The sequence below is a fragment of the Bifidobacterium sp. SO4 genome, assembly GCF_018555355.1.
Classification (GTDB): domain Bacteria; phylum Actinomycetota; class Actinomycetes; order Actinomycetales; family Bifidobacteriaceae; genus Bifidobacterium; species Bifidobacterium miconisargentati.
In genome coordinates, this window is sequence record NZ_JAFEJP010000011.1 from 1 (window position 1) to 18,916 (window position 18,916).

The window sequence follows — 18,916 nt, forward strand, 5'->3', positions numbered from 1 at the left end:
GATGAGTACATACGCTGGTACAACCACGAGCGCATCAAACAGTCGCTTGGTTGGATGAGCCCGGTACAATACCGTCAAAGCCAAGGAATGGCTGCGTGATTATCTCCAAGAAAATGTCCGCAGCCCCAGGCCGCCAAGCTCGTCGCCTGGCTGACCGCCCCGGAGCAGCAGGTCGCCACCTTCAAGGCCGCCTCCAACTACCCGAGCTCCCCGACCGCCATGAAGGATCCGGCCGTGGCCGACAAGACCGATGAGTTCCTGAACAACGCCCCGATCGGCAAGATCTTCGCCGACCGTGCCGAGGCCGTCAAGGTCGTGCCCTACACCGGCGCCCAGTACTACGACATCGACTCCAAGCTCAGCGATGCCCTCGGTCGCGTGGACGTGACCCAGGAGCAGTCCGCCTCCCAGGCCTGGAAGCAGTACGTCGAGGACGTCAAGGCACTGTCCTGACATCGCATAAGTGATTGAAAGGGTGCCGGGTTGGCAGGTTTCCGGCCCGGCACCTTCTCTTTGGGGGATTTGTCAAAGGAGACAACATGGCAGCGAACAACGCACAGCCGAAGGCCTCGTGGCGGAGCAGGCTCGGCAATTTCGAATGGAAGGCTTCGCCGTACATCTACATCGCACCGTTCTTCATCCTGTTCCTGATCGTGGGTCTGTTCCCGCTGATCTACACCGTGGTCATCGCGACCCGCCAGTACAACACGCTGACCGGTGACGCCGGTCTGGCCGTGTGCGGCGCCACCTGCGACAGCACCACGCCGTCCTGGTACGGCAACTTCCAGTGGGTGCTTCACCAGCCCACCTTCTATGTGGCCCTGCGCAACTCGGTGAGCATCTTCCTGCTGAGCTCCGTGCCGCAGATCATCATCGCCCTGTGGCTCGCATGGATTCTTGACGCCAACCTCAAGGCCAAGACCTTCTGGCGTATGGGCGTGCTGCTGCCGTACGTGGTGGCCCCGTCCGCCGCAGGTATCATCTTCTCCCAGATCTTCTCCGACAAGATGGGCGCCATCAACGTGGTCCTGCAGGAGATCGGACTGCAGCCCATCATGTGGCACGGCAGCACGATCTGGTCGCATCTCGCCATCGCCACCATTGTCAACTGGCGTTGGATCGGTTACAACACGCTGATTCTGCTGGCCGCCATGCAGGCCATCCCGCGTGACGTGCTCGAAGCGGCCGTCGTGGACGGTGCCGGTAAGTGGCGTACCTTCCGTTCCATCACCCTGCCGATGCTGCGTCCCACCCTGCTGTTCGTCATCATCACCTCCACCATCGGCGGTCTGCAGATCTTCGATGAGCCTCAGCTCTTCCACAACGCGGCGAGCGCCGGCGGCGGTCCGAACAACCAGTACCTGACCGTGAGCCTCTACCTGTACAAGCTCGGCTTCGTGAACGTGACCCCCGGCCAGCCGAACCTGGGCCGCGCGGCCGCCGTGGCCTGGCTGCTGTTCCTCATCATCGTGGCGATCGCGCTGCTCAACTTCTACCTGACCCAGCGCATGGCCTCCGGCGGACGCGGCAAGGGCGACAAGAAGGCCCAGAAGCTGTCCGCGGAACGTAACGAAGCCGAACGTCAGCGCGCCATCCGTTCCGGTGTGAACGCACGCGCGGCTGCGGGAATCGAGTAAGAGGGAATCATCATGGGTAAAGAATCAACCAAGAACGAACTCGGCACCCCAGTTCTCGAGCAGGTCTACGGCAAGGGCGTGTCCCGGGCGGCGGCCCGTCAGCGCAAGGCCCGTCTGGGCATGACCTCCGAAGGCCGCAAACCCGGCTGGGGCAGCTATGCGGGACTGATCGTGACCCTGCTGCTCTTCGTGTTCCCGCTGTACTATGCGATCTCGATCGCCTCGCAGGACAGCCCGAGTAACCAGTACGGCGTGCAGGCCCTGATCCCCGGCGGATCCCTGTTCCGCAATCTCGGCCGTGCCTTCGGCGAACTCAAGTTCTGGCAGGCCCTGGGCGGCACGTTCACCGTGGCCACCGTGGTCTCCATCTCCACCGTGTTCTTCAGCACGCTGGCCGGCTACTCCTTCGCCAAGCTGCACTTCCGCGGCCGTAACGTGCTGCTGACCTGCGTGGTGGCCACCATGACCATCCCGCAGCAGCTGAGCGTGGTCCCGCTGTACATCATGGCCAACAAGGCCGGCCTGTACGGCAACCTGCTCGCCGTGATCATCCCCGGCCTGGTCAGCGCATTCGGCGTGTTCTGGATGACGCAGTACCTTTCCGACGCCCTGCCCTACGAACTCATCGAAGCGGCGCGCGTGGACGGCTGCTCCATGTTCCGTACGTTCCTTTCCGTCGGCCTGCCGGCCGCGCGTCCTGCGGCGGCCATGCTGTTCCTCTTCACCTTCATCGGCCAGTGGACCAACTACTTCTGGCCCATGCTGGTGCTGGGCGCCAACAAGAACAGCATGCTCACCACCGCCGCGGCTGCACTGAAGGGCGCGTACTTCACGGACTACACCATCGTGATGTCCGGCGTGCTGCTGACGACATTCCCGCTGGTCCTGCTCTTCTTCTTCGCAGGCAAGCAGCTGGTCTCCGGCATCATGGCCGGTGCCGTCAAGGGCTGATAGACTTCCCTGTCCCTCCTTTGACGGTTGCCGGTCTCCCGCGTTCACGGGAGACCGGCAACCGTTCCCTTTCTCCGTTCTATTCCTTACAGACGGGAATGCCGTCTTTCCACCAACCTCAAAGTCGAGGAGCATACCCACATGACCTTCACTTTCCCGCAAGATTTCACCTGGGGCACCGCCACCGCCTCCTACCAGGTCGAAGGCGCCATCCATGAGGACGGCCGCACCCCCTCCATCTGGGATACGTTCTGCGCCAAGCCCGGCACCATCGCCGACGGCACGTCCGGCGAGCGCGCGTGCGACCAGTACCACCGCTACATGGAGGACATCGACATCATGAAGCGGATGGGCGTGGGCGCCTACCGTTTCTCCGTGTCCTGGTCCCGCATCATTCCCGAGCCGAACGGCAAGGTGAACCAGGCCGGCGTCGATTACTACCTGCGTCTGCTGGACGCCCTGCGCGAGGCCGGCATCAAGCCCGCCTGCACCGTCTACCACTGGGACCTGCCCCAGTATCTCGAGGACCAGGGCGGCTGGCCGAACCGCGACACCGCGAAGCGTTACGCGGACTACGCGCAGGTGCTCGCCGAACGGTTCGGCGACCGCATCGACACCTGGATCACGCTCAACGAGCCGTGGTGTGCGGCGTACCTTGGCTACGGCAACGGCGTGCATGCGCCGGGCATCAAGGATTACGCGAAGTCCCTCGAGGCCGTGCACCACCTCAACCTCGCGCACGGCCTCGGCACCCAGGCCATCCGTTCCGTGCTCGGCGACAAGGCCCGCATCTCCGTGACGCTGAACCCGGCGGTCAACATCGCCGAGACGGACGCGCTGGAGGACATCGCGGCCAAGCACCGCGCCGACCTGATGAACAACGAGGTCTTCTACGGCCCGATGCTCGAAGGCCGCTACGATCCGGACATCCTGGCCGCCACCGCGGACATCACCGACTGGGCGTTCGTCAAGGACGGCGACCTGGAGACGATCCACCAGCCGCTGCAGGTGCTCGGCCTGAACTACTACTCCACCTCGCATGTGCGCGCCGCCGCTCCGGGCAACGTCAACGAGGGCGTGCCGGCCCCCGCGCAGGACATCGTAGAATTCCTGCCGCCGACCGGCGAGTTGACCGCGATGGGCTGGAACCAGGAGCCGCACGGCCTGACCACGCTGCTCACCGAGCTGAGCGCACGATTCCCCGACCTGCCGCTTATGGTCACCGAAAACGGTTCCGCCTGGGACGACGAGGTGACCGAGGACGCCGCGGCCCCCGGCGGCAAGATCGTCCATGACCCGCAGCGCGTCAACTACATGAACCACCACATCCGCGCGGTCGCCGACGCCATCGAGGCCGGCGCGAACGTCACCGGTTACTACGCATGGTCGCTACTGGACAACTTCGAATGGGCGCTCGGCCTGAGCAAGCGGTTCGGCATCATCCGCGTCGACTACGACACCGAGGAGCGCATCTGGAAGGATTCCGCCCTGCGCTACGGCGAGATTGTCAAGGCCAACGCCATCTGACGATTCCCCGACTTCCGGAACCATACGACGTGTGCCCACCGGGGAACAACCGGCGGGCACACGGCCCGTCAGCCGTCACCCACCAGCGGCCATACCCTCCAAAGGATCACGAATCAATGAGTCATGAGGAAGACGTCTCGTCCCGGATTGCCCTTCCCATGCCGACCATGATCCGTTTCCTCACGGGTTTCTTCCTCTGTGGCCTGCTGTGGATGACGGCTTTCAATTCCGCCAGCATGGTGCTGCTTCCGCAACGCCTCAAGGACGACGGGTTCGCCGACCCGAACGGCATGATCGCGCAGCTCAACGCGGCGGGCGCGATCGTGGCGCTATGCGCGAACATCGTGTTCGGCTCGCTCTCCGACCGGTCGCGCTCGCGGTTCGGACGTCGCACGCCGTTCATGATCGGCGGTGCCATCGCATCGGGAACCTGCCTGTTCCTGGTGGCGGTCGCGCAGCAGACGATCACCATCATCGCGGCCTGGTGCGGATTGCAGCTGTTCCTCAACGCATTGCTGTCGCCGACCCTCGCCACATTGTCGGACCGGATTCCCGGCAGCCTGCGCGTGCGCATGTCCGTGGCATACGGGCTCGGCACCACCACCGGCAATGCGCTCGGCACCATGCTCGGCGCGATGTTCCACGAACAGAAGACCGTCGGCTTCGCTGTCGCGGCCTGTCTGCTGGCGTTGGACGGCCTCATCGTCACGACCATATGGCCCAAGGAACCGTCCGCCGTGAACCTGCCAAAGGCCGGCGACGGCGTGGCCGCGATTCTGAAAAGCTTCAAACCACCCACCCGCGGGGCGTCGGACTTCTACAAGGCGCTGGTCGGCCGGTTCTGCCTGATGCTCGCCTACAACATGGTGTTCGCCTACCAGCTCTATATCCTCGAAAGCTATCTTGGGCAGAACGCCAAACAGGCCGCGGCCACCATCGCGGTGCTGTCGTCGTGCACCATGATTGCAAGCCTCACCGGCATGATCGTCAGCGGCGTCATCGCGGAGCGATGGGGGAGAAGGAAGCCGCTGCTCATCATCGCCGCGATACTGCTGGCTTGCGGATTCCTTACTCCCCGTCTGGTGCCTTCGGTGCCGGGATTCTATATATACGGCGTGCTGGCCGGGCTCGGATACGGCACCTACAACGCCAGCAATCAGGCGCTCAGCATCGATGTGCTACCGAACAAGGATGAGGCCGGCAAGGGGCTGGGCATCCTGAACCTCGCCAATACATCCGGCATGATCCTGGCCGCGGTCATCACCTCTTCGATGTATGCAGTGTGCGGAACCTACCGGCCGGTGTTCATCGGCGCGGCATTGATGGCGTTGATCAGTGTTCCGTGCATCGCGACCATCAAGTCCGCCCGGTAGTTCCCGTGACAACGAACAATGGGTGGAATCCCGGAAAGCCGAGGTTCCACCCATTGAAAACATGTCTGCGCAGTTACTGCCTGTTTTGGCCTTGATACCGGCAGTAACTGCGCGGGATACGAGAGATTGCTTACTTCACGACCTTGAAACCGCCGGTCCACGGGGTCTGCTCGGTCACGCCGAGGACGATCTGCAGGGCGCCGTAGCCCTCGAGGTACTGGGCGCGCTTGAGCGGGCCGGCGTCCACGGTCTTCAGGCCGGCTGCCTCGATGAAGGCGGCCACGGACTTCTTGGCGTCCTCGTCATCGGAGGCGAGCTGCACCACGGTCGGGGCGCCGTCGTTCTCACCGGTGGCGAGCGTGGCGGCGAAGGTGGTGTTGAAGCCCTTGACCACCTTGGATTCCGGCAGCTTGGCGGCCAGCCACTCGGCGGCGGACTTGGCGCCCTCCGGCAGGGCCAGGTCGAAGGTGGTGAAGTCGATGGGGTTGGCCACGTCCACCACGGTCTTGCCGGCCAGCTGATCGGCATACGCGGCGAGCACCTCGTCGTAGGCCGGGAACGGCAGGGCCAGGACCACGATGTCGCCGGTGACGGTGGCCTCGCCGAACTTCGCGCCGGTGACGCCGGTCGCGGCCGCTGCGGCCTTGTCCGGGTTGCGGTCGATGACTTGCACGTTCGCGCCGGCCTTGACGGCGATGCCCGCCACAGCGGAACCGATGTTGCCTGCGCCGAAGATGGTGATGTTGCTCATGATAAGTCCTTTCGATGGTTGCCGTTACCGGCACGTTTTCCACTGATTTGTTGCCTGCGACTGCTTGGTTGCCTCGGTCGGTATCCTTTGCGTTCGCGTTGATGCCAGTATGCACCTCAACAAGAGATATTTCAAACTGAGATATATCGAAAGGATTTATATCAAACTGAAAAACGTTGGAATTCCGGCCCTTGCGGCGTCGCGCCCGCCTTCGGCTTCCGGCGTGTCGTTCTGAGATATCTCGGCTTGAGATATCATGAACATATGATGAACACCGTAGAACTCATGACCTTGGGCTTCCTCTCGGAGGAGCCGTTGTGCGGCTATCGGCTGCGCAAGAAGATGGACCAGCTGCAGGGCTATATGCAGGCGGTCTCCGACGGCACCCTGCATTCCGTCACCAACAAATTCGTCAAGGCCGGCTACATCGGCGAGACCTTCAACGTGGTGAACGGCCGCCGGCTGCGCGAGTTCCATCTCGAACCGGCCGGGCGTGACGTACTCATCGAGGAGCTGAAGAACACAAGCGGCTATAACCTCACCAACATCACCAAATGGGCGGTCGTCATGTCGTTCCTCTCCGTCATCCCCGACGAAGCCGACCGCCGCGCGGTGCTGCGCAGGCGTCTCGAATCGCTGGGCTCCGACGTGCGCCGGCTGTACAGCGACGGCGAAGGCCCGATCGACAACGACAAGGTGGCCGACAAGTACCGCCGCGCCGTGCTCATGATTCATGACGCCGAGATCGACGCCGAACGCCAGTGGCTCAAACAGGAACTCGGCGTCGAGTGATTGCGGGAATCCCTTTGGTCTCATCAACGCACCGATGAGACCAAAACCGGATCATTCTCGAGCGGTCGCAAGATGCGAGCGCACCTTCACCACCACATACCAGACGAGCAACGCCACCACGATGGCGGCCACCGCGTACTGGAATTTGTCGAGGAATCCCAGGATCGAGCACCAGCCGGCACCGAGCACATAGCCGGCCATGATCAGAATCGTGTTCCATACCGCGGAACCCAGCGTGGTGAGTAGTGTGAACTTCATGAGATTCGTGCGGGCGATGCCGGCGGGAATCGAAATCAACGAACGCACGATCGGGATCACTCGGCCGATGAGCACGGAAGCCAGACCGTATTTCGCGAACCAGGCGTTGGCCTTGTCGATGTCGGAAGCGTCGGTGAGCGGCATGAGATCGAACAGTTTGCGCATGCGTGTGGCACCAATCGCATAGGCGATGGCATACAGCACCAGTGCTCCAATCACGGAGCCGATGGTCGCGCCGGCGATGGCCTCGATGAGGGTCATGCGGCCTTGCGCTGCGGTGAAGCCGGCCAATGGCAGGATGACCTCGCTGGGAATCGGCGGGAACAGGTTTTCAAGGAACACGGCGATGCCGGTGCCAAGCCAGCCCATCACGGACATGAGCCCAACGAGCCAGTTGGTAATAGCGCCGATGAATCCGCCCGTGGAAACCGGGCACTGCGTAATGGTTGCAATGTTCATGGCACTCACGCTATGGCATGGGCGCTTGCCTGGAACTAAGACACCGGGGCGTGCGGGCGTTCGCGGCAATCATGCATTTTGCGCATGGCGAATCATCACCCATACCTATTGGACGGATGCGGACGGCGGCGGTTCAATGGAGCTGAACATTGCGATGGAAGGAATCGACATGAGCAAGAAGATTCTGGTGACGTATTTCTCTGCGACCGGCACCACGAAGGCGGTGGCGGAACGTCTGGCGAAGGCGATCGGCGCGGACCTGACCGAGATCGAACCGGCCGAACCGTACACCGCGGCCGACGTGAACTGGCGCGACACCGCGAGCCGCTCGTCCGTGGAGCATACCCACCGCGACATGCGTCCGGCGTTGGCCAAGCCGATTGACGTGAAACCGTATGACGTGGTGTTCGTCGGCTACCCGCTGTGGTGGGAGACCGCGCCGCGCGTGGTCCGCACGTTCCTGGAAAGCGAGGATTGGGCGGGCAAAACCATCGTGACGTTCGCCACGTCCGGTTCCAGCACCCGTGGCGCCGATGGCGTGCAGCTGCACGATTCCGCGCCGGCCGCGCATTGGGTCGCCGGCCGTCGTCTGGCCGCCAACATCAAGGAATCCGAACTCGCCAAGTGGGTCGGCGGACTCGATCTGTAACGAAGGAAGGACATTCAGTCATGGAAAATCCGAGCGCATTCCCGATGGGCAAGCCGAACGACGCCTTCGCCCAGTATTTCGAAGGCCAAAGCTACCTGGCTCCGCTCGCCGGTGATGATCAGGTGAACGTGGCCAACGTGACCTTCGAGCCCGGTTGCACGAACCACTGGCATATTCACCACGGCATCTGCCAGATCCTGCTGGCCGTGGGCGGTCGCGGCTACTACCAGATCGAAGGGCAGGAGCCCGTGGAGCTGAAGCCGGGCGAGGTGGCCTACATCCCGCCGGACACCAAGCACTGGCATGGCGCCGCGCCGACCGAGGCGTTCGCCCATGTGGCCGTCATGCCCAAGAAGGAAGGCGCCTCCACCGAATGGCTGGAGCCGGTCGACGAGGAAGCCTACAGGAAGCTGGCGTGACGGCTCAATCACCCCTTGTTTACCCGTCGATGACGGGTAAACCTGTCTGAAGCCTCACTAAGTATGCGGCCGAACCAAGGCTCCGCATACATAGTGAGGCTTCGAGCCCTAAAACCCTCACTATGTATGCGGGTGCTTCGTTGAGCCGCATACATAGTGAGGGTTTCCGCGTATCTGGCCTCCGAAAGCGGCTCCTAACCGCCCGCTACCGCATTTCCGGCGGCTTGTACTGGTCGTCGGCGGTGAAACAGGTGCGGTAGACCATCGCCATGATGAGACTGTCGGCCACCAGGGTCAGTGCGGCGATGGCGGCGAACACCACGAACTGGTACTTGGCGGCCTCAAGCGGGTCGCCGCCGGCGATGACCTGACCGGCCATCATGCCGGGAATCGTCACGATGCCGCAGGATGCCAGCGTGGCCGTGGTGGGCAGCAGACCCAGCCGGATCGAGGAGACGATCGAAGGCCGGGCGGCCTCCCAAGCCGTGGAGCCCAGAGCCAGGAGCGTGTCGATTTCGTCGCGGCGTTCGTTCATGCTCTCGTAGAATCGGCTCAGTCCCACGGCCAATGCGGAGACCGTATTGCCGAGCAGCATGCCGGTCAGCGGCACCACGAGCTGCGGCGCATACCATGGGTGCGGGCGCACCACGAGCTCCGTGACCAGCGAGATCATGAGCAGCATCGTGATGGTCAGGCTCAGCAGCACCGGGCCGGCGAGGCCTTTCGGTATGCCCTTGGCACGCGAGAGCGTGATCTGCACGGCGGCCACCAGCATCACCGCGATCACCGCGAACACGAGGAACACGTTGTTCGCGCGGATCACATAGCCGATGATGAAGCCCATCGCGCACAATTGCAGCAACGCGCGGCATGCGGACCACAGCAGCGTCTTGCCGATGTTGATGCGCATGAGCTCGCTGATGCCGGCCGCGACGGCCACCATGGCCAAAGCGACCAACAGGCCCCAGATGTCAATGTCGTATGCGTTACCTGTCATGCCTGGTGTCTTCCTTCATATTCACGATTCGCTTCCCTCGGTCCGCTTTGCGGACGGTCCCCCTCAGAGAAGGGCGCCGGCAGCGGGGTCATACCTGCGCCCCGGTCTTCTCGGTCAGCGTTCCGTTGGCCAGGGTCACGATTCGGGAGGCGCGGCCATCCGGCGGGCGGTGACGGATGCGGATGATCGCCATGCCGCCGGCCGCCGCGGTGGCCATGATATCCGCCACCTTCTCGGCGTTCTCGTCATCCAGGCCGGCGTCCACCTCGTCCGCCAGCAGCACCTTCGGTTCGGTCAGGAGCGTGCGCGCCAGCGAGACACGCGCCGCCTGGCCGCCGGACAGGTCATGCGGCGGACGGGCGAGGTCGATATCCTCGCAACCCATCGCATCCAACGTCATGCGGATCTTCTGATCGGTGAGCAGTCTGCGCGCCTGCTGGTCGTTGTTGCGGAACAGCGCCACGAACCTACGGCCCAGACCGACGTTGCCGATGCGATGTGGCGAGGAGGTCGCGCCGGTGGTATTGACGGGCGCAGCATGAGGTGCGGTGCCGTCCGACGCAACGCCTGCCTCGACGGCGGCGCTTGCATTGCCGATCCCGCTGTCTCCCGCGCGAATCACCAGCGTGAACGGCAGACGAATCGCATCGGCCACCGTCTCGCCCGGCAGAATCGGTTTCTGCGGCAGATACGCCACCTCATGCCGCCACTGCTGCGGCGTGAACTCACCGGAATCATGCCCGTCCAGCGTAAACGAGCCGGTCGCATGCGGGTTCAGTCGCGCGAACGCTGTCAGCAGGCTGCTCTTGCCGGAGCCGGACGGCCCGACCAGATCCACGATCTTACCGGGGGCAATCGCAAATTCAAGATTCTCGAAAATCGTGCGGCGCTCGCCTTGCGCCGGCACGATGCATGTCACCCCATTCGCGGTGAATACGTTCTCCGTACTGCTCATATTGGGCACGTTACTTCGCCGGCGGCATTGCGCCAACGTCCGCGCGTTTCTTAGCGGACTCTTAGATGTTTGGCGGTCTGATATAACCGTAGGAAAAGGCTTATCGCCGAGCCGAATACGCGCTCCGGGCCGGTTCGCCTCGTGAAAGTTCCCTGCGGGGTCAGGGCTTTACGGAGGCTTCCACGGACGGGGTTGCGGTTGTTCGGGCTGGGCAATGCGAATGCGAAGGTATGCGGATGACGACGGCGAACGATTACGCGACCGATCCGGGACGACTGCTGCTGCCGGCCGTGCTGTTCATCGAGGATGATCCGAATCTGGGATCGATGACCTCGGAAATGCTCGGACTGGATTATCGCGTGGACTGGGTGCAAACGATCGCGGATGCGCGTGGCAGGCTTGCCGCGGACACATACGATGCGATGATCGTGGACCGTCGTCTGCCGGACGGTGACGGATTGGATCTGATCCGCGGCCTGCGCGCGGCCGGGGTCGCCACGCCCGCGCTGGTGCTGACCGCTCTCGCGGAAGTGGACGACATCGTGGACGGACTGGATGCCGGGGCCAACGACTACCTCACCAAACCGTTCCATGTGGTGGAGCTTGAGGCCCGGCTGCGCGCGCTGCTGCGCGGGTTCCACGCCCAGGCGGCGAGCATCATGATCGGCGACTGGCTGCTGAAACCCGGCTCCAACATCATCGAGGACCCGGATGGGCGGACGGTGCCGCTGACCGACGTGGAATCGAAGCTGCTCGCCACCCTTGCCGCGGCGCCGGACCATGTGTTCAGCCGCGAGGAACTGCTGAAGAATGCGTTCTCGACCGGCAGCGACATTGGTGCCGTGGACGTGTACGTGTCATACGTACGCGGCAAAACCACGCGCGGCATTATCTCCACCGTGCGTGGCAAGGGCTATCGAATCGGGCGGCCGCAGGATTAGACGGCGGCTTCGTTGGCGCTCCCCATCAGGGGGGGCGACGGTCCGGCCGCCTGCGGAACGGTTCGGCGGGGCCTGATTGGATGAGGAACGGCATGAGGAAGGACGAACAATGTCGAATGACTCGCATACGGACAAACATGCGGGCACACATACAGACAAGCATGCGGGCACACATCGGCCCGGCAGCGTTGCCGGCCTGATCAGCCTGCGCATGACCATCGCGATGACCATCATCACCGTGGTGGGCGGGCTCATATTCGTGGCGGGCGTGCTGCTCGGCTCGCGCCACGAGTTCACCGAGCGCGGGCTTGACCCGAATGCCATGTCCGTCACCGAACAGTTCGGCTCGGGCATGATGGTCATCGACACCAGAAAGGCCGTGGGATTCACCGTGCTGTTCGTGCTCGGCGTCATCGCGGCCGTGGCGTTGATCGGGCGATACTACTCGCGCAAGGAGGTCGCGCCGTTGGAGCACGCCTTCGAACTGCAGAAGGACTTCGTGGCGGATGCCAGCCACGAGCTCAAAACACCGTTGGCGGTCATCTCCACGCGCATCGACCTCATCGAATTCCGGCGGGCCCATGGCCAGCCGATCGACGGTGCCATCGACGACCTGCGCGGCGATGTGGACCGTATGAACGCCATCATCACCGATCTGCTGGTGGCCGCGCGCGGTGCCGTGGACGCCAGGCCGGTGGCGCTCGCCGAGGTGATGAGCCAGTCCATCGATTCGGTGAGGCCGCTGGCGGACAAGCGCGGCGTGGGCCTGCGTACCCATATCGATGGGGATCCAGCGCGGTTCGTGGTGCGTGGCAATGCCGTGGGTCTGTCGCGCTGTCTAGTGGCGGTGCTTGACAATGCCATCGCGCATTCCCCGGCGGATTCCGCGGTCACGATCTCGCTCGGCTACCATCATCACGGCGACGTGGCTATTCGCGTCGCCGATTGCGGCAGCGGCATCGGCTCGGATCCGGAGCGACTGTTCCGCAGGTTCGCGCGCGATGACGACGGCACCGAACATCAGGGCTACGGGCTGGGACTGGCGTTGGCCCGCGACGTGGCCAGCCGATACGACGGCACGCTGAGCGTGGAATCCACGTCGGATTCCGGCACCACGATGCTGATCACCCTGCCGTTGGCCGCATAGCACCGGTCAGACCGCCGTAAGCTCGCGGATGCGTTCGATGAACGCGGCGACGGCGGGGGAGGGGTCGCGCGGATACAGCAGGCCGTAGGACAGGCCCACCGGTTCGGGCCAATCCACCGGCACGTTCACCAGTTGCGGATGCACGTCCGCCCACATGGGCTTGGAGATGAGCGGGTCGCCGGCCTGCGCGCATTCGTTGAACGTGTCCAGTCCGTAGTGGTCGATGTCGACGAGCTCGATGCCGGCATGCCGGGAGAGCAGGTCGCGGGCGGTCTCGTCGCCGCCGTGATGCTGGGCGATGATGTGGACGCGCGTGCCCGCCAGGTCGTCCAGCGTGATGATCGGCAGACGGGCGAGCGGGTGCTCGCGCGGCACGGCAAGGCACAGCGGCTCGTAGTCGAGCACCAATGTGCCGCAATACCGGCTCCAATAGTCGGCATCGAACGCGGTGGACACCATGTCGATATCCTGACCCAGATGGGCGATGATGCTGTTGATGGTCGTGGTGTTGTCCGCGAGGGAGACCAGTTCCAGACGGATCTCGGGATGCTTGCCGGCGTCCTTTTGCCACAGGTCGAGGATGCGGCGGCCGGAGCGCAGCACGGAGACGCCGAGACGCACTGGTTCGACATCGGCGGCGGAGCGGCGCCGCGTGCGACTGATGAGCTCCTTGCATTGGTGCATGATGCCGCGCGCGTCGGCGACGAAATCGCGGCCCTGAGGGGTGAGCTCCACGCCGCTGCGGGAACGGACGAACAGGGTGAGGCCGTATTCCGTCTCGAACGTGTTGATCTGCTTGGCCAGGGCCGGAGTGGAGATGTGCAGTTCGCGCCCGGCCTTGGCGAAACTGCCGGTGTCCGCCGCCGCGATGATGGCGTCCAGTCGCTTGTCGTACATGATGAACCGGCCTGCCTTTCTTGGAATGTTCCCCCTGGTCGGCTATACCGACAGCTTCATCAGCGAGAAGCCCCAGTATGCTGATGTTTCGGCTTCCCTCGCTGAGGACATTGCCGTGGAGCAAACGGCAGAGCTGTTTGTAGGCAATGTGCGAGACGACAGTCGAGCCGGCACAACGCGAACGGAGTTCGTCATTAATTGCCGGACGTGCTGCCGGTCGGAGACCGACTGAGGGGAGTGGTTGTAAACCACTGGTTTACAACCCATAAACCATAATCATTCACAAACGCATATCTTCCAACACTTCCTAAGCGTACAGTATCTCACGCAATAACCAAAAGTATATGTATGAAGGATACCTGTGAGTTCCGTATCGAAGCATTCCGCAAACCTCACCACGGCCGCGGCGGCCATCGCCTCGTTCCTGGCCGGCATGGACGTGCTCATCGTCAACGTGGCGCTGCCCACCATCGCATCCGACCTCGGCGGCGATATGGCCGTACAACAGTGGGTGGTGGACGGCTACACGCTCCTGTTCGCGGCGCTGCTGCTCTTCGCCGGTAGTCTCGCGGACCAGTTCGGCGCCAAACGCATCTTCCTCATCGGCGCGGCGCTGTTCGGTGGCGCATCGCTGTTCTGCTCGTTCGCATGGTCGATGATGGCCCTGGTCGCCGGCCGCTGTGTGCTCGGCATCGCCTCGGCCCTGCTGCTGCCGGCGTCGATGTCGCTGATCAACGAGGCCAGCCCGAATCCGCGATATCGCGCGTGGGCATTGGCGCTCTGGGGTGCGGGCGGCGCTTCGGCCTCGGCGGTGGGGCCACTGCTCGGCGGATTGCTGACGCCGATCCACTGGAGCCTGGTGTTCGCCATCAACGTGCCGTTCTGCCTGGCCATTCTGGCGGTCGCCCCGCGCATCGCGCCCTCGCCGCAACGCCCCACCCGATTCGATTGGATCGGCCAGATCCTGGCGCTGACCGGATTGGGAGCGTTGGTCGCGGGCATCATCGAAGTCGGCTCCGCCGGTATCGCCGCTCCCGCGACGCTGCTGCCGCTCCTGGCCGGCGTGGCGGCGCTCGTGGCGTTCGCGTATTCGCAGACCAAGGTCGCCGCCCCGATGATGCCGCTCGGCCTCTTCCGCGTGCGCGGCATGCAGGTGGCGTTGCAGATCGGATTCATCATGATCTTCAACTGGTACGGCATGGTGTTCATCTGCACGATGTTTCTGCAGAACGAGTTGCACATGAACCCGTTCGCGGCCGGTCTGGTGTTCGTGCCGTCCGCGTTCGTGACCATTGTCGGCAACCTGACGGGCGGGCGCATCGTCACCGCACGCGGCTCGAAGTTCTCGATCACCCTGGGACTGGCCATCATGATCGCCGGGTTCATGTTCGAGTTTCTGACCCCTCGGCCGATTCCGGTGTGGGTGATCGCCACGGGGCTGAGCGTGGTCGGATTCGGTGCGGCCATCACCACGCCGGCGGCCGCGGGGGTGGTCCTGAAAAGCGTGAACGCCTCGCAGGCCGGCATCGCCTCCGCCATGTTCAACACCTTCCGCCAGGTCGGCGGTGCCATCGGTGTGGCGGTATTCGGCGTCATCGCCACATTCCTGCCTTCGCTGGACCTTGCCCTGCGCTGCGTGTTCCTGGCCTCCGCGCTGCTGCTCGCGTACGTGCTGGCATTCGAACTCCTGCGGTGGAAGGATGCCCCCGTGACTGCCGCGGCCGCCGAATCGGTGGCATAATCGGGAATTGCGAGGTCATCAACGTCGAGGATGAATGGAGATGGTGGCGGATGGCACAGGAGCGGGATGGCGCGGCGGCGTCGGACGTGAAAAACGTGAAGAATGCGAACGATATCAAGGTGATTGCCAACGTCGGCACGGGCACGATGGGCCATGCCATTGCGTTGCAGTTCGCGCTCGCCGGCTACCAAACGCGCCTGGTCGGCCGCAGCGAGGCCTCGCTCGACCGCGGCATGGCTCGCATTCGGGCGGACGCCGAGACGTTCGCCGATGCCGGGTTGCTGCATGAGGGCGAATCCGTGGACGATGTGCTCGCCCGCATCACGCCGGTCGTCGGCTATGAGGAAGGCGTGACGGATGCCGATTTCGTCATCGAATCGGTGGCGGAAAACCTGGAGGTCAAGCAGGATGTGTGGCGCGAGATCGAGCGGTTCGCGCCCGAGGACGCGATTTTCGCCACCAACACGTCGGGGCTCAGCCCGACCGCCATCCAGTCGGTGCTGAAGCATCCCGCGCGATTCGTGGTCGCCCACTTCTGGAACCCGGCGCAACTGATGCCGTTGGTGGAAGTGGTGCCTGGCGCCCACACCGACCCGCATGTGGTGGACGTGACCTTCGACCTCATGAATCTCATCGGCAAGAAGCCGGCGAAAATCAAGAAGGAATCGCTGGGATTCGTGGGCAACCGACTGCAGATGGCCGTGCTGCGCGAGGAATTCCACATCATCCAGGAGGGCATCGCCGACGCCGCCACCGTGGATGACGTGATGAAGTACAGCCTCGGCCGCCGATGGAACCTGGTCGGTCCGGTGGCCAGCATCGACCTTGGCGGCCTCGACGTGTTCTACAACATCAGCACCTACCTGTTCGACGACATGGACAACGGCACCGGCCCCTCGCCGCTGCTCGCCGAAAAGGTCAAGGAGGGCAACCTTGGCGCCAAAACCGGGCGTGGCTTCTTCTCCTGGCAGGGCGAGGACGGCAAGCGCGTCATCGAGCAACGCGACAAGGCCCTGCTGCGCGCACTCAAGGAGGATGCCGCCGCAGCCGGAAAGTAACCGGCCGAAAGCCGGGCTCCGCTACTCCCACACGTCGAGCTTGCGGTTCTTGCAGTAGTATTCCCGATCCTTCTCGCCAATCGGACGCACGGCCTTGCAGGGCACGCCGTAGGCCACGGTGTCCGCCGGGATGTCGTGGCTGACCACCGAGCCCGCGCCGATGACGCAGTTGTCGCCGATGGTGACGCCCGGCAGGATCGTTACGTTCGCGCCGACCCAGACGTTGCGGCCTATCGTGACCGGAATCGCGTACACGTAGTGATGTTCGCGCAGCACCGGCAGCACCGGGTGGCCGGCGGTAGCGATGACCACGTTCGGGCCGAACATGCACCAGTCGCCGATGGTGATGTCCGCGTCGTCCACGCAGGTGAAGTTCACGTTGCAGTAGACTCCTTTGCCCATATGGACGTGGTGGAAGCCCCAGTTGGCGTGCGCCGGCGTCTCCACATGGCATCCGTCGCCGATTTCGGCGAACATCTCCTTGAGGAGTCGTTGTTTGCCTTCCGCGTCGGTGGGGTGCGTCCGGTTGAACTCCCACAGCTTCTCCTGGTATTCGAGTTGGCCGCCCATGATGCTCGGATCGTCATAGTGATACGGCAGCTGCTCCTCGCGCCGCTTCGCGTTGTCCATTGATGGCCTCCTATAGTCGCGTGATTCCAACGATGTTTGCGTTATCATTATAGGTTGCCGCAGTGCGATGGGCTAGCGGGGCGTATAGCGGAGTCGCGATCCTCACTATGTATGCGGCTCAACGGAGCGCACGCATACTTAGTGAGGATTGGGACCCTTGAATCCTCACTATGTATGCGGTTCCTTGGTTCGGACGCATACTTAGTGAGTATTGCGGTGGCGTGAGATGTGCTGCCGTGGCGTGATGCGTGAGAAGGCCAATCTGCGGGGACGGGCCGGCGGCACCAGCGGCCTCTCGCATAACCGGTGTCGTGCACGTTGTGTTTCGTTGCCTACGTCGCCTGTCCATCGGCATCCGTTGCCCGCTCGAAGAACGGATTCATGGTGACCATAGGGACCCCGGCCTCGAACAACTTGCGGATCAGGGGCGTCCGCTGCACGGTCTCGTCGTAATTGGTCCGAATGATCGTCGACACGCCGGCTTTGCGCAAGCCTGCCTCCCGCTCCTGCTCGGCGTTCACCACCTGTTGGATGTTCCGGCGATTGGTCATCGTGGGATCCACATATTTGGCGGTGCCGTCAAACTCCAATACGATGATGCGCCCATCGGGCGTATGCCAGACGAAATCCACCCGATATTCCTTCCACGGGGCATCGGGATTGGTGAATGCATGCTGCAGATCGGGAACCACGAACCCGGCTTCGATGATGACGGCGCGACACAAGGATTCGCCGCCGTTCTCGCTGAGTGGATTCATGTAATGCGCAAGTCTTAACGCGCGACTGCAATCCGTTCGCGATTGATCGCAAACCTCGATGATTTGCTCGGTGGTAACGAGCTTTCTGCGTGCCGCGGAATCGAACATGGGCAAGGCATGCATGAATGAGAACTGCAATCCGCAGTCGACCAGGGTCTGCGCGGGGGAGGTTATCGGTACGATATTGGTGATCTCCGGTTTTCTTCCGCCAATCGTTATGTTGGCTATTCGCGGTGATTCAGGCGGTAACGCAAGGAACAACGTGCCGATTCCGCTGCCTGTGCGGTAATGCAGCATGGTCGTGACTGTCGTCGTTGAAGCGTGGATGCGCCGTATGCCTTGGTATGTGCGTGCGGACGTTCCCGTCTGTTGTGTGACGAATACGACGTTGTCGTGATGAAGGCTCCAGCTGTAGTCCAATTGCAGGATCGCCGCCGCGCTAAGGCCCGCAAACACCCGATTGGGGAATTGCCGGGAAAGCGTTCGAATGATATGGCGTGATTGCTCTGCTGGATTCAGCGACTTCCAGTAATCGGTGCGTGCGTATGCGTTGCGGAAGGTTCGTGTCACATAGCCATTGCGAATTCGTACGAGGACGGCTTGGCGCAAGGTGTTGGTCGGCGGATGGAAACAACGTAGGTTCTGCTCGGCGTCGTTGATGAGCCGGTCAAGGGCATGGTGCGTTCTCATGATGCCATGGTCAAATGCGAGGCGTTGGCTTGGCAAGCCGAAACGGGGTATGTGGTTTCAGCTTCGGTCGGCCGGTCTGGCGGCTGCGGATAATCCGATTGCGACTGTGCGATGGTGTGAAGCCGTGTTCGTTTGCTGGGGTATTGCGGGTCTGATGGAGCTGCGTGGGTGCTGAATGGTGTTGACTGTCCGTGATTCGACTTTGAGTCCTCACTATGTATGCGGCTGAACCAGGTACCCGCATACATAGTGAGGACTCGGAGGTCTCAACCCTCACTATGTATGC

At 63.0% G+C, this 18,916-nt stretch carries 20 protein-coding genes; 13 read left to right on the forward strand and 7 right to left on the reverse strand.

Translation table 11 applies throughout. The features are described 5' to 3' along the window. From JS536_RS07890 to JS536_RS07915, 6 genes are all read left to right on the forward strand, one after another. A partial coding sequence (locus JS536_RS07890) for an IS3 family transposase (protein WP_140514420.1) occupies positions 1–99 on the forward strand: 99 nt, incomplete at its 5' end. A 135-nt stretch (positions 100–234) separates the two neighbouring features. Then, a complete protein-coding gene (locus tag JS536_RS07895) occupies positions 235–453 on the forward strand; it encodes a hypothetical protein (RefSeq protein ID WP_240544319.1) in 219 nt (72 codons plus the stop codon). 86 nt (positions 454–539) lie between these two features. Continuing rightward, positions 540–1,637 (forward strand): sugar ABC transporter permease, encoded by a 1,098-nt coding sequence (locus JS536_RS07900; protein ID WP_109057253.1) that lies wholly within the window; start codon positions 540–542, stop codon positions 1,635–1,637. 12 nt (positions 1,638–1,649) lie between these two features. Continuing rightward, positions 1,650–2,588: a carbohydrate ABC transporter permease gene (locus JS536_RS07905; protein ID WP_109057254.1), complete on the forward strand. Its 939-nt coding sequence runs from the start codon at positions 1,650–1,652 to the stop codon at positions 2,586–2,588. Positions 2,589–2,729: 141 nt separating this feature from the next. After that, a complete protein-coding gene (locus tag JS536_RS07910; RefSeq protein ID WP_214356486.1) occupies positions 2,730–4,115 on the forward strand; it encodes a GH1 family beta-glucosidase in 1,386 nt (461 codons plus the stop codon). Between the two features lie 116 nt (positions 4,116–4,231). Continuing rightward, positions 4,232–5,488 (forward strand): MFS transporter, encoded by a 1,257-nt coding sequence (locus tag JS536_RS07915; RefSeq protein WP_214356487.1) that lies wholly within the window; start codon positions 4,232–4,234, stop codon positions 5,486–5,488. Between the two features lie 130 nt (positions 5,489–5,618). Here JS536_RS07915 and JS536_RS11860 read toward each other — a convergent pair whose 3' ends face one another. Then, positions 5,619–6,239, reverse strand: a complete 621-nt coding sequence (locus JS536_RS11860; RefSeq protein ID WP_240544320.1) for an NADPH-dependent F420 reductase — start codon at positions 6,237–6,239, stop codon at positions 5,619–5,621. 264 nt (positions 6,240–6,503) lie between these two features. Here JS536_RS11860 and JS536_RS07925 point away from each other — a divergent pair, with 264 nt between their 5' ends. Then, positions 6,504–7,031 (forward strand): helix-turn-helix transcriptional regulator, encoded by a 528-nt coding sequence (locus tag JS536_RS07925; RefSeq protein ID WP_240544321.1) that lies wholly within the window; start codon positions 6,504–6,506, stop codon positions 7,029–7,031. Between the two features lie 51 nt (positions 7,032–7,082). Here JS536_RS07925 and JS536_RS07930 read toward each other — a convergent pair whose 3' ends face one another. After that, positions 7,083–7,748 carry a DedA family protein gene (locus JS536_RS07930; RefSeq protein ID WP_214356488.1) on the reverse strand — a complete coding sequence of 222 codons (666 nt, stop codon included), beginning with the start codon at positions 7,746–7,748 and terminating at the stop codon, positions 7,083–7,085. A gap of 169 nt (positions 7,749–7,917) precedes the next feature. On the opposite strand from JS536_RS07930, the gene JS536_RS07935 reads away from it, so the two are divergent. Together JS536_RS07935 and JS536_RS07940 are read left to right on the forward strand one after the other, a co-directional pair. After that, positions 7,918–8,397, forward strand: coding sequence for a flavodoxin (locus JS536_RS07935; RefSeq protein ID WP_214356489.1), 480 nt, complete (start codon positions 7,918–7,920; stop codon positions 8,395–8,397). 20 nt (positions 8,398–8,417) lie between these two features. Continuing rightward, a complete protein-coding gene (locus JS536_RS07940; protein WP_214305190.1) occupies positions 8,418–8,816 on the forward strand; it encodes a cupin domain-containing protein in 399 nt (132 codons plus the stop codon). Positions 8,817–9,021: 205 nt separating this feature from the next. On the opposite strand, the gene JS536_RS07945 is transcribed toward JS536_RS07940, so the two are convergent. After that, a complete protein-coding gene (locus tag JS536_RS07945) occupies positions 9,022–9,813 on the reverse strand; it encodes an ABC transporter permease (RefSeq protein WP_214356490.1) in 792 nt (263 codons plus the stop codon). An 88-nt stretch (positions 9,814–9,901) separates the two neighbouring features. Beyond that, positions 9,902–10,768, reverse strand: a complete 867-nt coding sequence (locus JS536_RS07950) for an ATP-binding cassette domain-containing protein (RefSeq protein ID WP_214356491.1) — start codon at positions 10,766–10,768, stop codon at positions 9,902–9,904. A gap of 236 nt (positions 10,769–11,004) precedes the next feature. Between JS536_RS07950 and JS536_RS07955 the strand changes: the two genes are divergently transcribed. After that, the gene (locus tag JS536_RS07955) at positions 11,005–11,709 is read left to right on the forward strand and encodes a response regulator transcription factor (protein WP_214356492.1); all 705 of its coding nucleotides are present in this window, start codon (positions 11,005–11,007) and stop codon (positions 11,707–11,709) included. Positions 11,710–11,818: 109 nt separating this feature from the next. Further along, positions 11,819–12,856, forward strand: a complete 1,038-nt coding sequence (locus JS536_RS07960) for a HAMP domain-containing sensor histidine kinase (protein ID WP_214356493.1) — start codon at positions 11,819–11,821, stop codon at positions 12,854–12,856. A 6-nt stretch (positions 12,857–12,862) separates the two neighbouring features. Here JS536_RS07960 and JS536_RS07965 read toward each other — a convergent pair whose 3' ends face one another. Further along, a complete protein-coding gene (locus tag JS536_RS07965; RefSeq protein ID WP_214356494.1) occupies positions 12,863–13,753 on the reverse strand; it encodes a LysR family transcriptional regulator in 891 nt (296 codons plus the stop codon). A 361-nt stretch (positions 13,754–14,114) separates the two neighbouring features. Between JS536_RS07965 and JS536_RS07970 the strand changes: the two genes are divergently transcribed. Further along, positions 14,115–15,494 (forward strand): MFS transporter, encoded by a 1,380-nt coding sequence (locus JS536_RS07970; RefSeq protein WP_346427472.1) that lies wholly within the window; start codon positions 14,115–14,117, stop codon positions 15,492–15,494. Between the two features lie 50 nt (positions 15,495–15,544). After that, positions 15,545–16,552 (forward strand): 3-hydroxyacyl-CoA dehydrogenase family protein, encoded by a 1,008-nt coding sequence (locus JS536_RS07975; protein WP_214356495.1) that lies wholly within the window; start codon positions 15,545–15,547, stop codon positions 16,550–16,552. Positions 16,553–16,573: 21 nt separating this feature from the next. On the opposite strand, the gene JS536_RS11980 is transcribed toward JS536_RS07975, so the two are convergent. Beyond that, the gene (locus JS536_RS11980) at positions 16,574–17,182 is read right to left on the reverse strand and encodes a sugar O-acetyltransferase (protein WP_276310843.1); all 609 of its coding nucleotides are present in this window, start codon (positions 17,180–17,182) and stop codon (positions 16,574–16,576) included. Between the two features lie 332 nt (positions 17,183–17,514). Next, a complete protein-coding gene (locus tag JS536_RS07985; RefSeq protein WP_240544322.1) occupies positions 17,515–18,630 on the reverse strand; it encodes a CTP synthase in 1,116 nt (371 codons plus the stop codon). Between the last annotated feature and the right edge of the window lie 286 nt (positions 18,631–18,916).

Bases quoted from the DNA above. Each gene is read 5' to 3' on its own strand.
- JS536_RS07900 (WP_109057253.1), top strand. From the start codon at position 540: ATGGCAGCGAACAACGCACAGCCGAAGGCCTCGTGGCGGAGCAGGCTC.
- JS536_RS07905 (WP_109057254.1), top strand. From the start codon at position 1,650: ATGGGTAAAGAATCAACCAAGAACGAACTCGGCACCCCAGTTCTCGAG.
- JS536_RS07910 (WP_214356486.1), top strand. From the start codon at position 2,730: ATGACCTTCACTTTCCCGCAAGATTTCACCTGGGGCACCGCCACCGCC.
- JS536_RS07915 (WP_214356487.1), top strand. From the start codon at position 4,232: ATGAGTCATGAGGAAGACGTCTCGTCCCGGATTGCCCTTCCCATGCCG.
- JS536_RS11860 (WP_240544320.1), bottom strand. From the start codon at position 6,239: ATGAGCAACATCACCATCTTCGGCGCAGGCAACATCGGTTCCGCTGTG.
- JS536_RS07925 (WP_240544321.1), top strand. From the start codon at position 6,504: ATGATGAACACCGTAGAACTCATGACCTTGGGCTTCCTCTCGGAGGAG.
- JS536_RS07930 (WP_214356488.1), bottom strand. From the start codon at position 7,748: ATGAACATTGCAACCATTACGCAGTGCCCGGTTTCCACGGGCGGATTC.
- JS536_RS07935 (WP_214356489.1), top strand. From the start codon at position 7,918: ATGAGCAAGAAGATTCTGGTGACGTATTTCTCTGCGACCGGCACCACG.
- JS536_RS07940 (WP_214305190.1), top strand. From the start codon at position 8,418: ATGGAAAATCCGAGCGCATTCCCGATGGGCAAGCCGAACGACGCCTTC.
- JS536_RS07945 (WP_214356490.1), bottom strand. From the start codon at position 9,813: ATGACAGGTAACGCATACGACATTGACATCTGGGGCCTGTTGGTCGCT.
- JS536_RS07950 (WP_214356491.1), bottom strand. From the start codon at position 10,768: ATGAGCAGTACGGAGAACGTATTCACCGCGAATGGGGTGACATGCATC.
- JS536_RS07955 (WP_214356492.1), top strand. From the start codon at position 11,005: ATGACGACGGCGAACGATTACGCGACCGATCCGGGACGACTGCTGCTG.
- JS536_RS07960 (WP_214356493.1), top strand. From the start codon at position 11,819: ATGTCGAATGACTCGCATACGGACAAACATGCGGGCACACATACAGAC.
- JS536_RS07965 (WP_214356494.1), bottom strand. From the start codon at position 13,753: ATGTACGACAAGCGACTGGACGCCATCATCGCGGCGGCGGACACCGGC.
- JS536_RS07975 (WP_214356495.1), top strand. From the start codon at position 15,545: ATGGCACAGGAGCGGGATGGCGCGGCGGCGTCGGACGTGAAAAACGTG.
- JS536_RS11980 (WP_276310843.1), bottom strand. From the start codon at position 17,182: ATGGACAACGCGAAGCGGCGCGAGGAGCAGCTGCCGTATCACTATGAC.
- JS536_RS07985 (WP_240544322.1), bottom strand. From the start codon at position 18,630: ATGAGAACGCACCATGCCCTTGACCGGCTCATCAACGACGCCGAGCAG.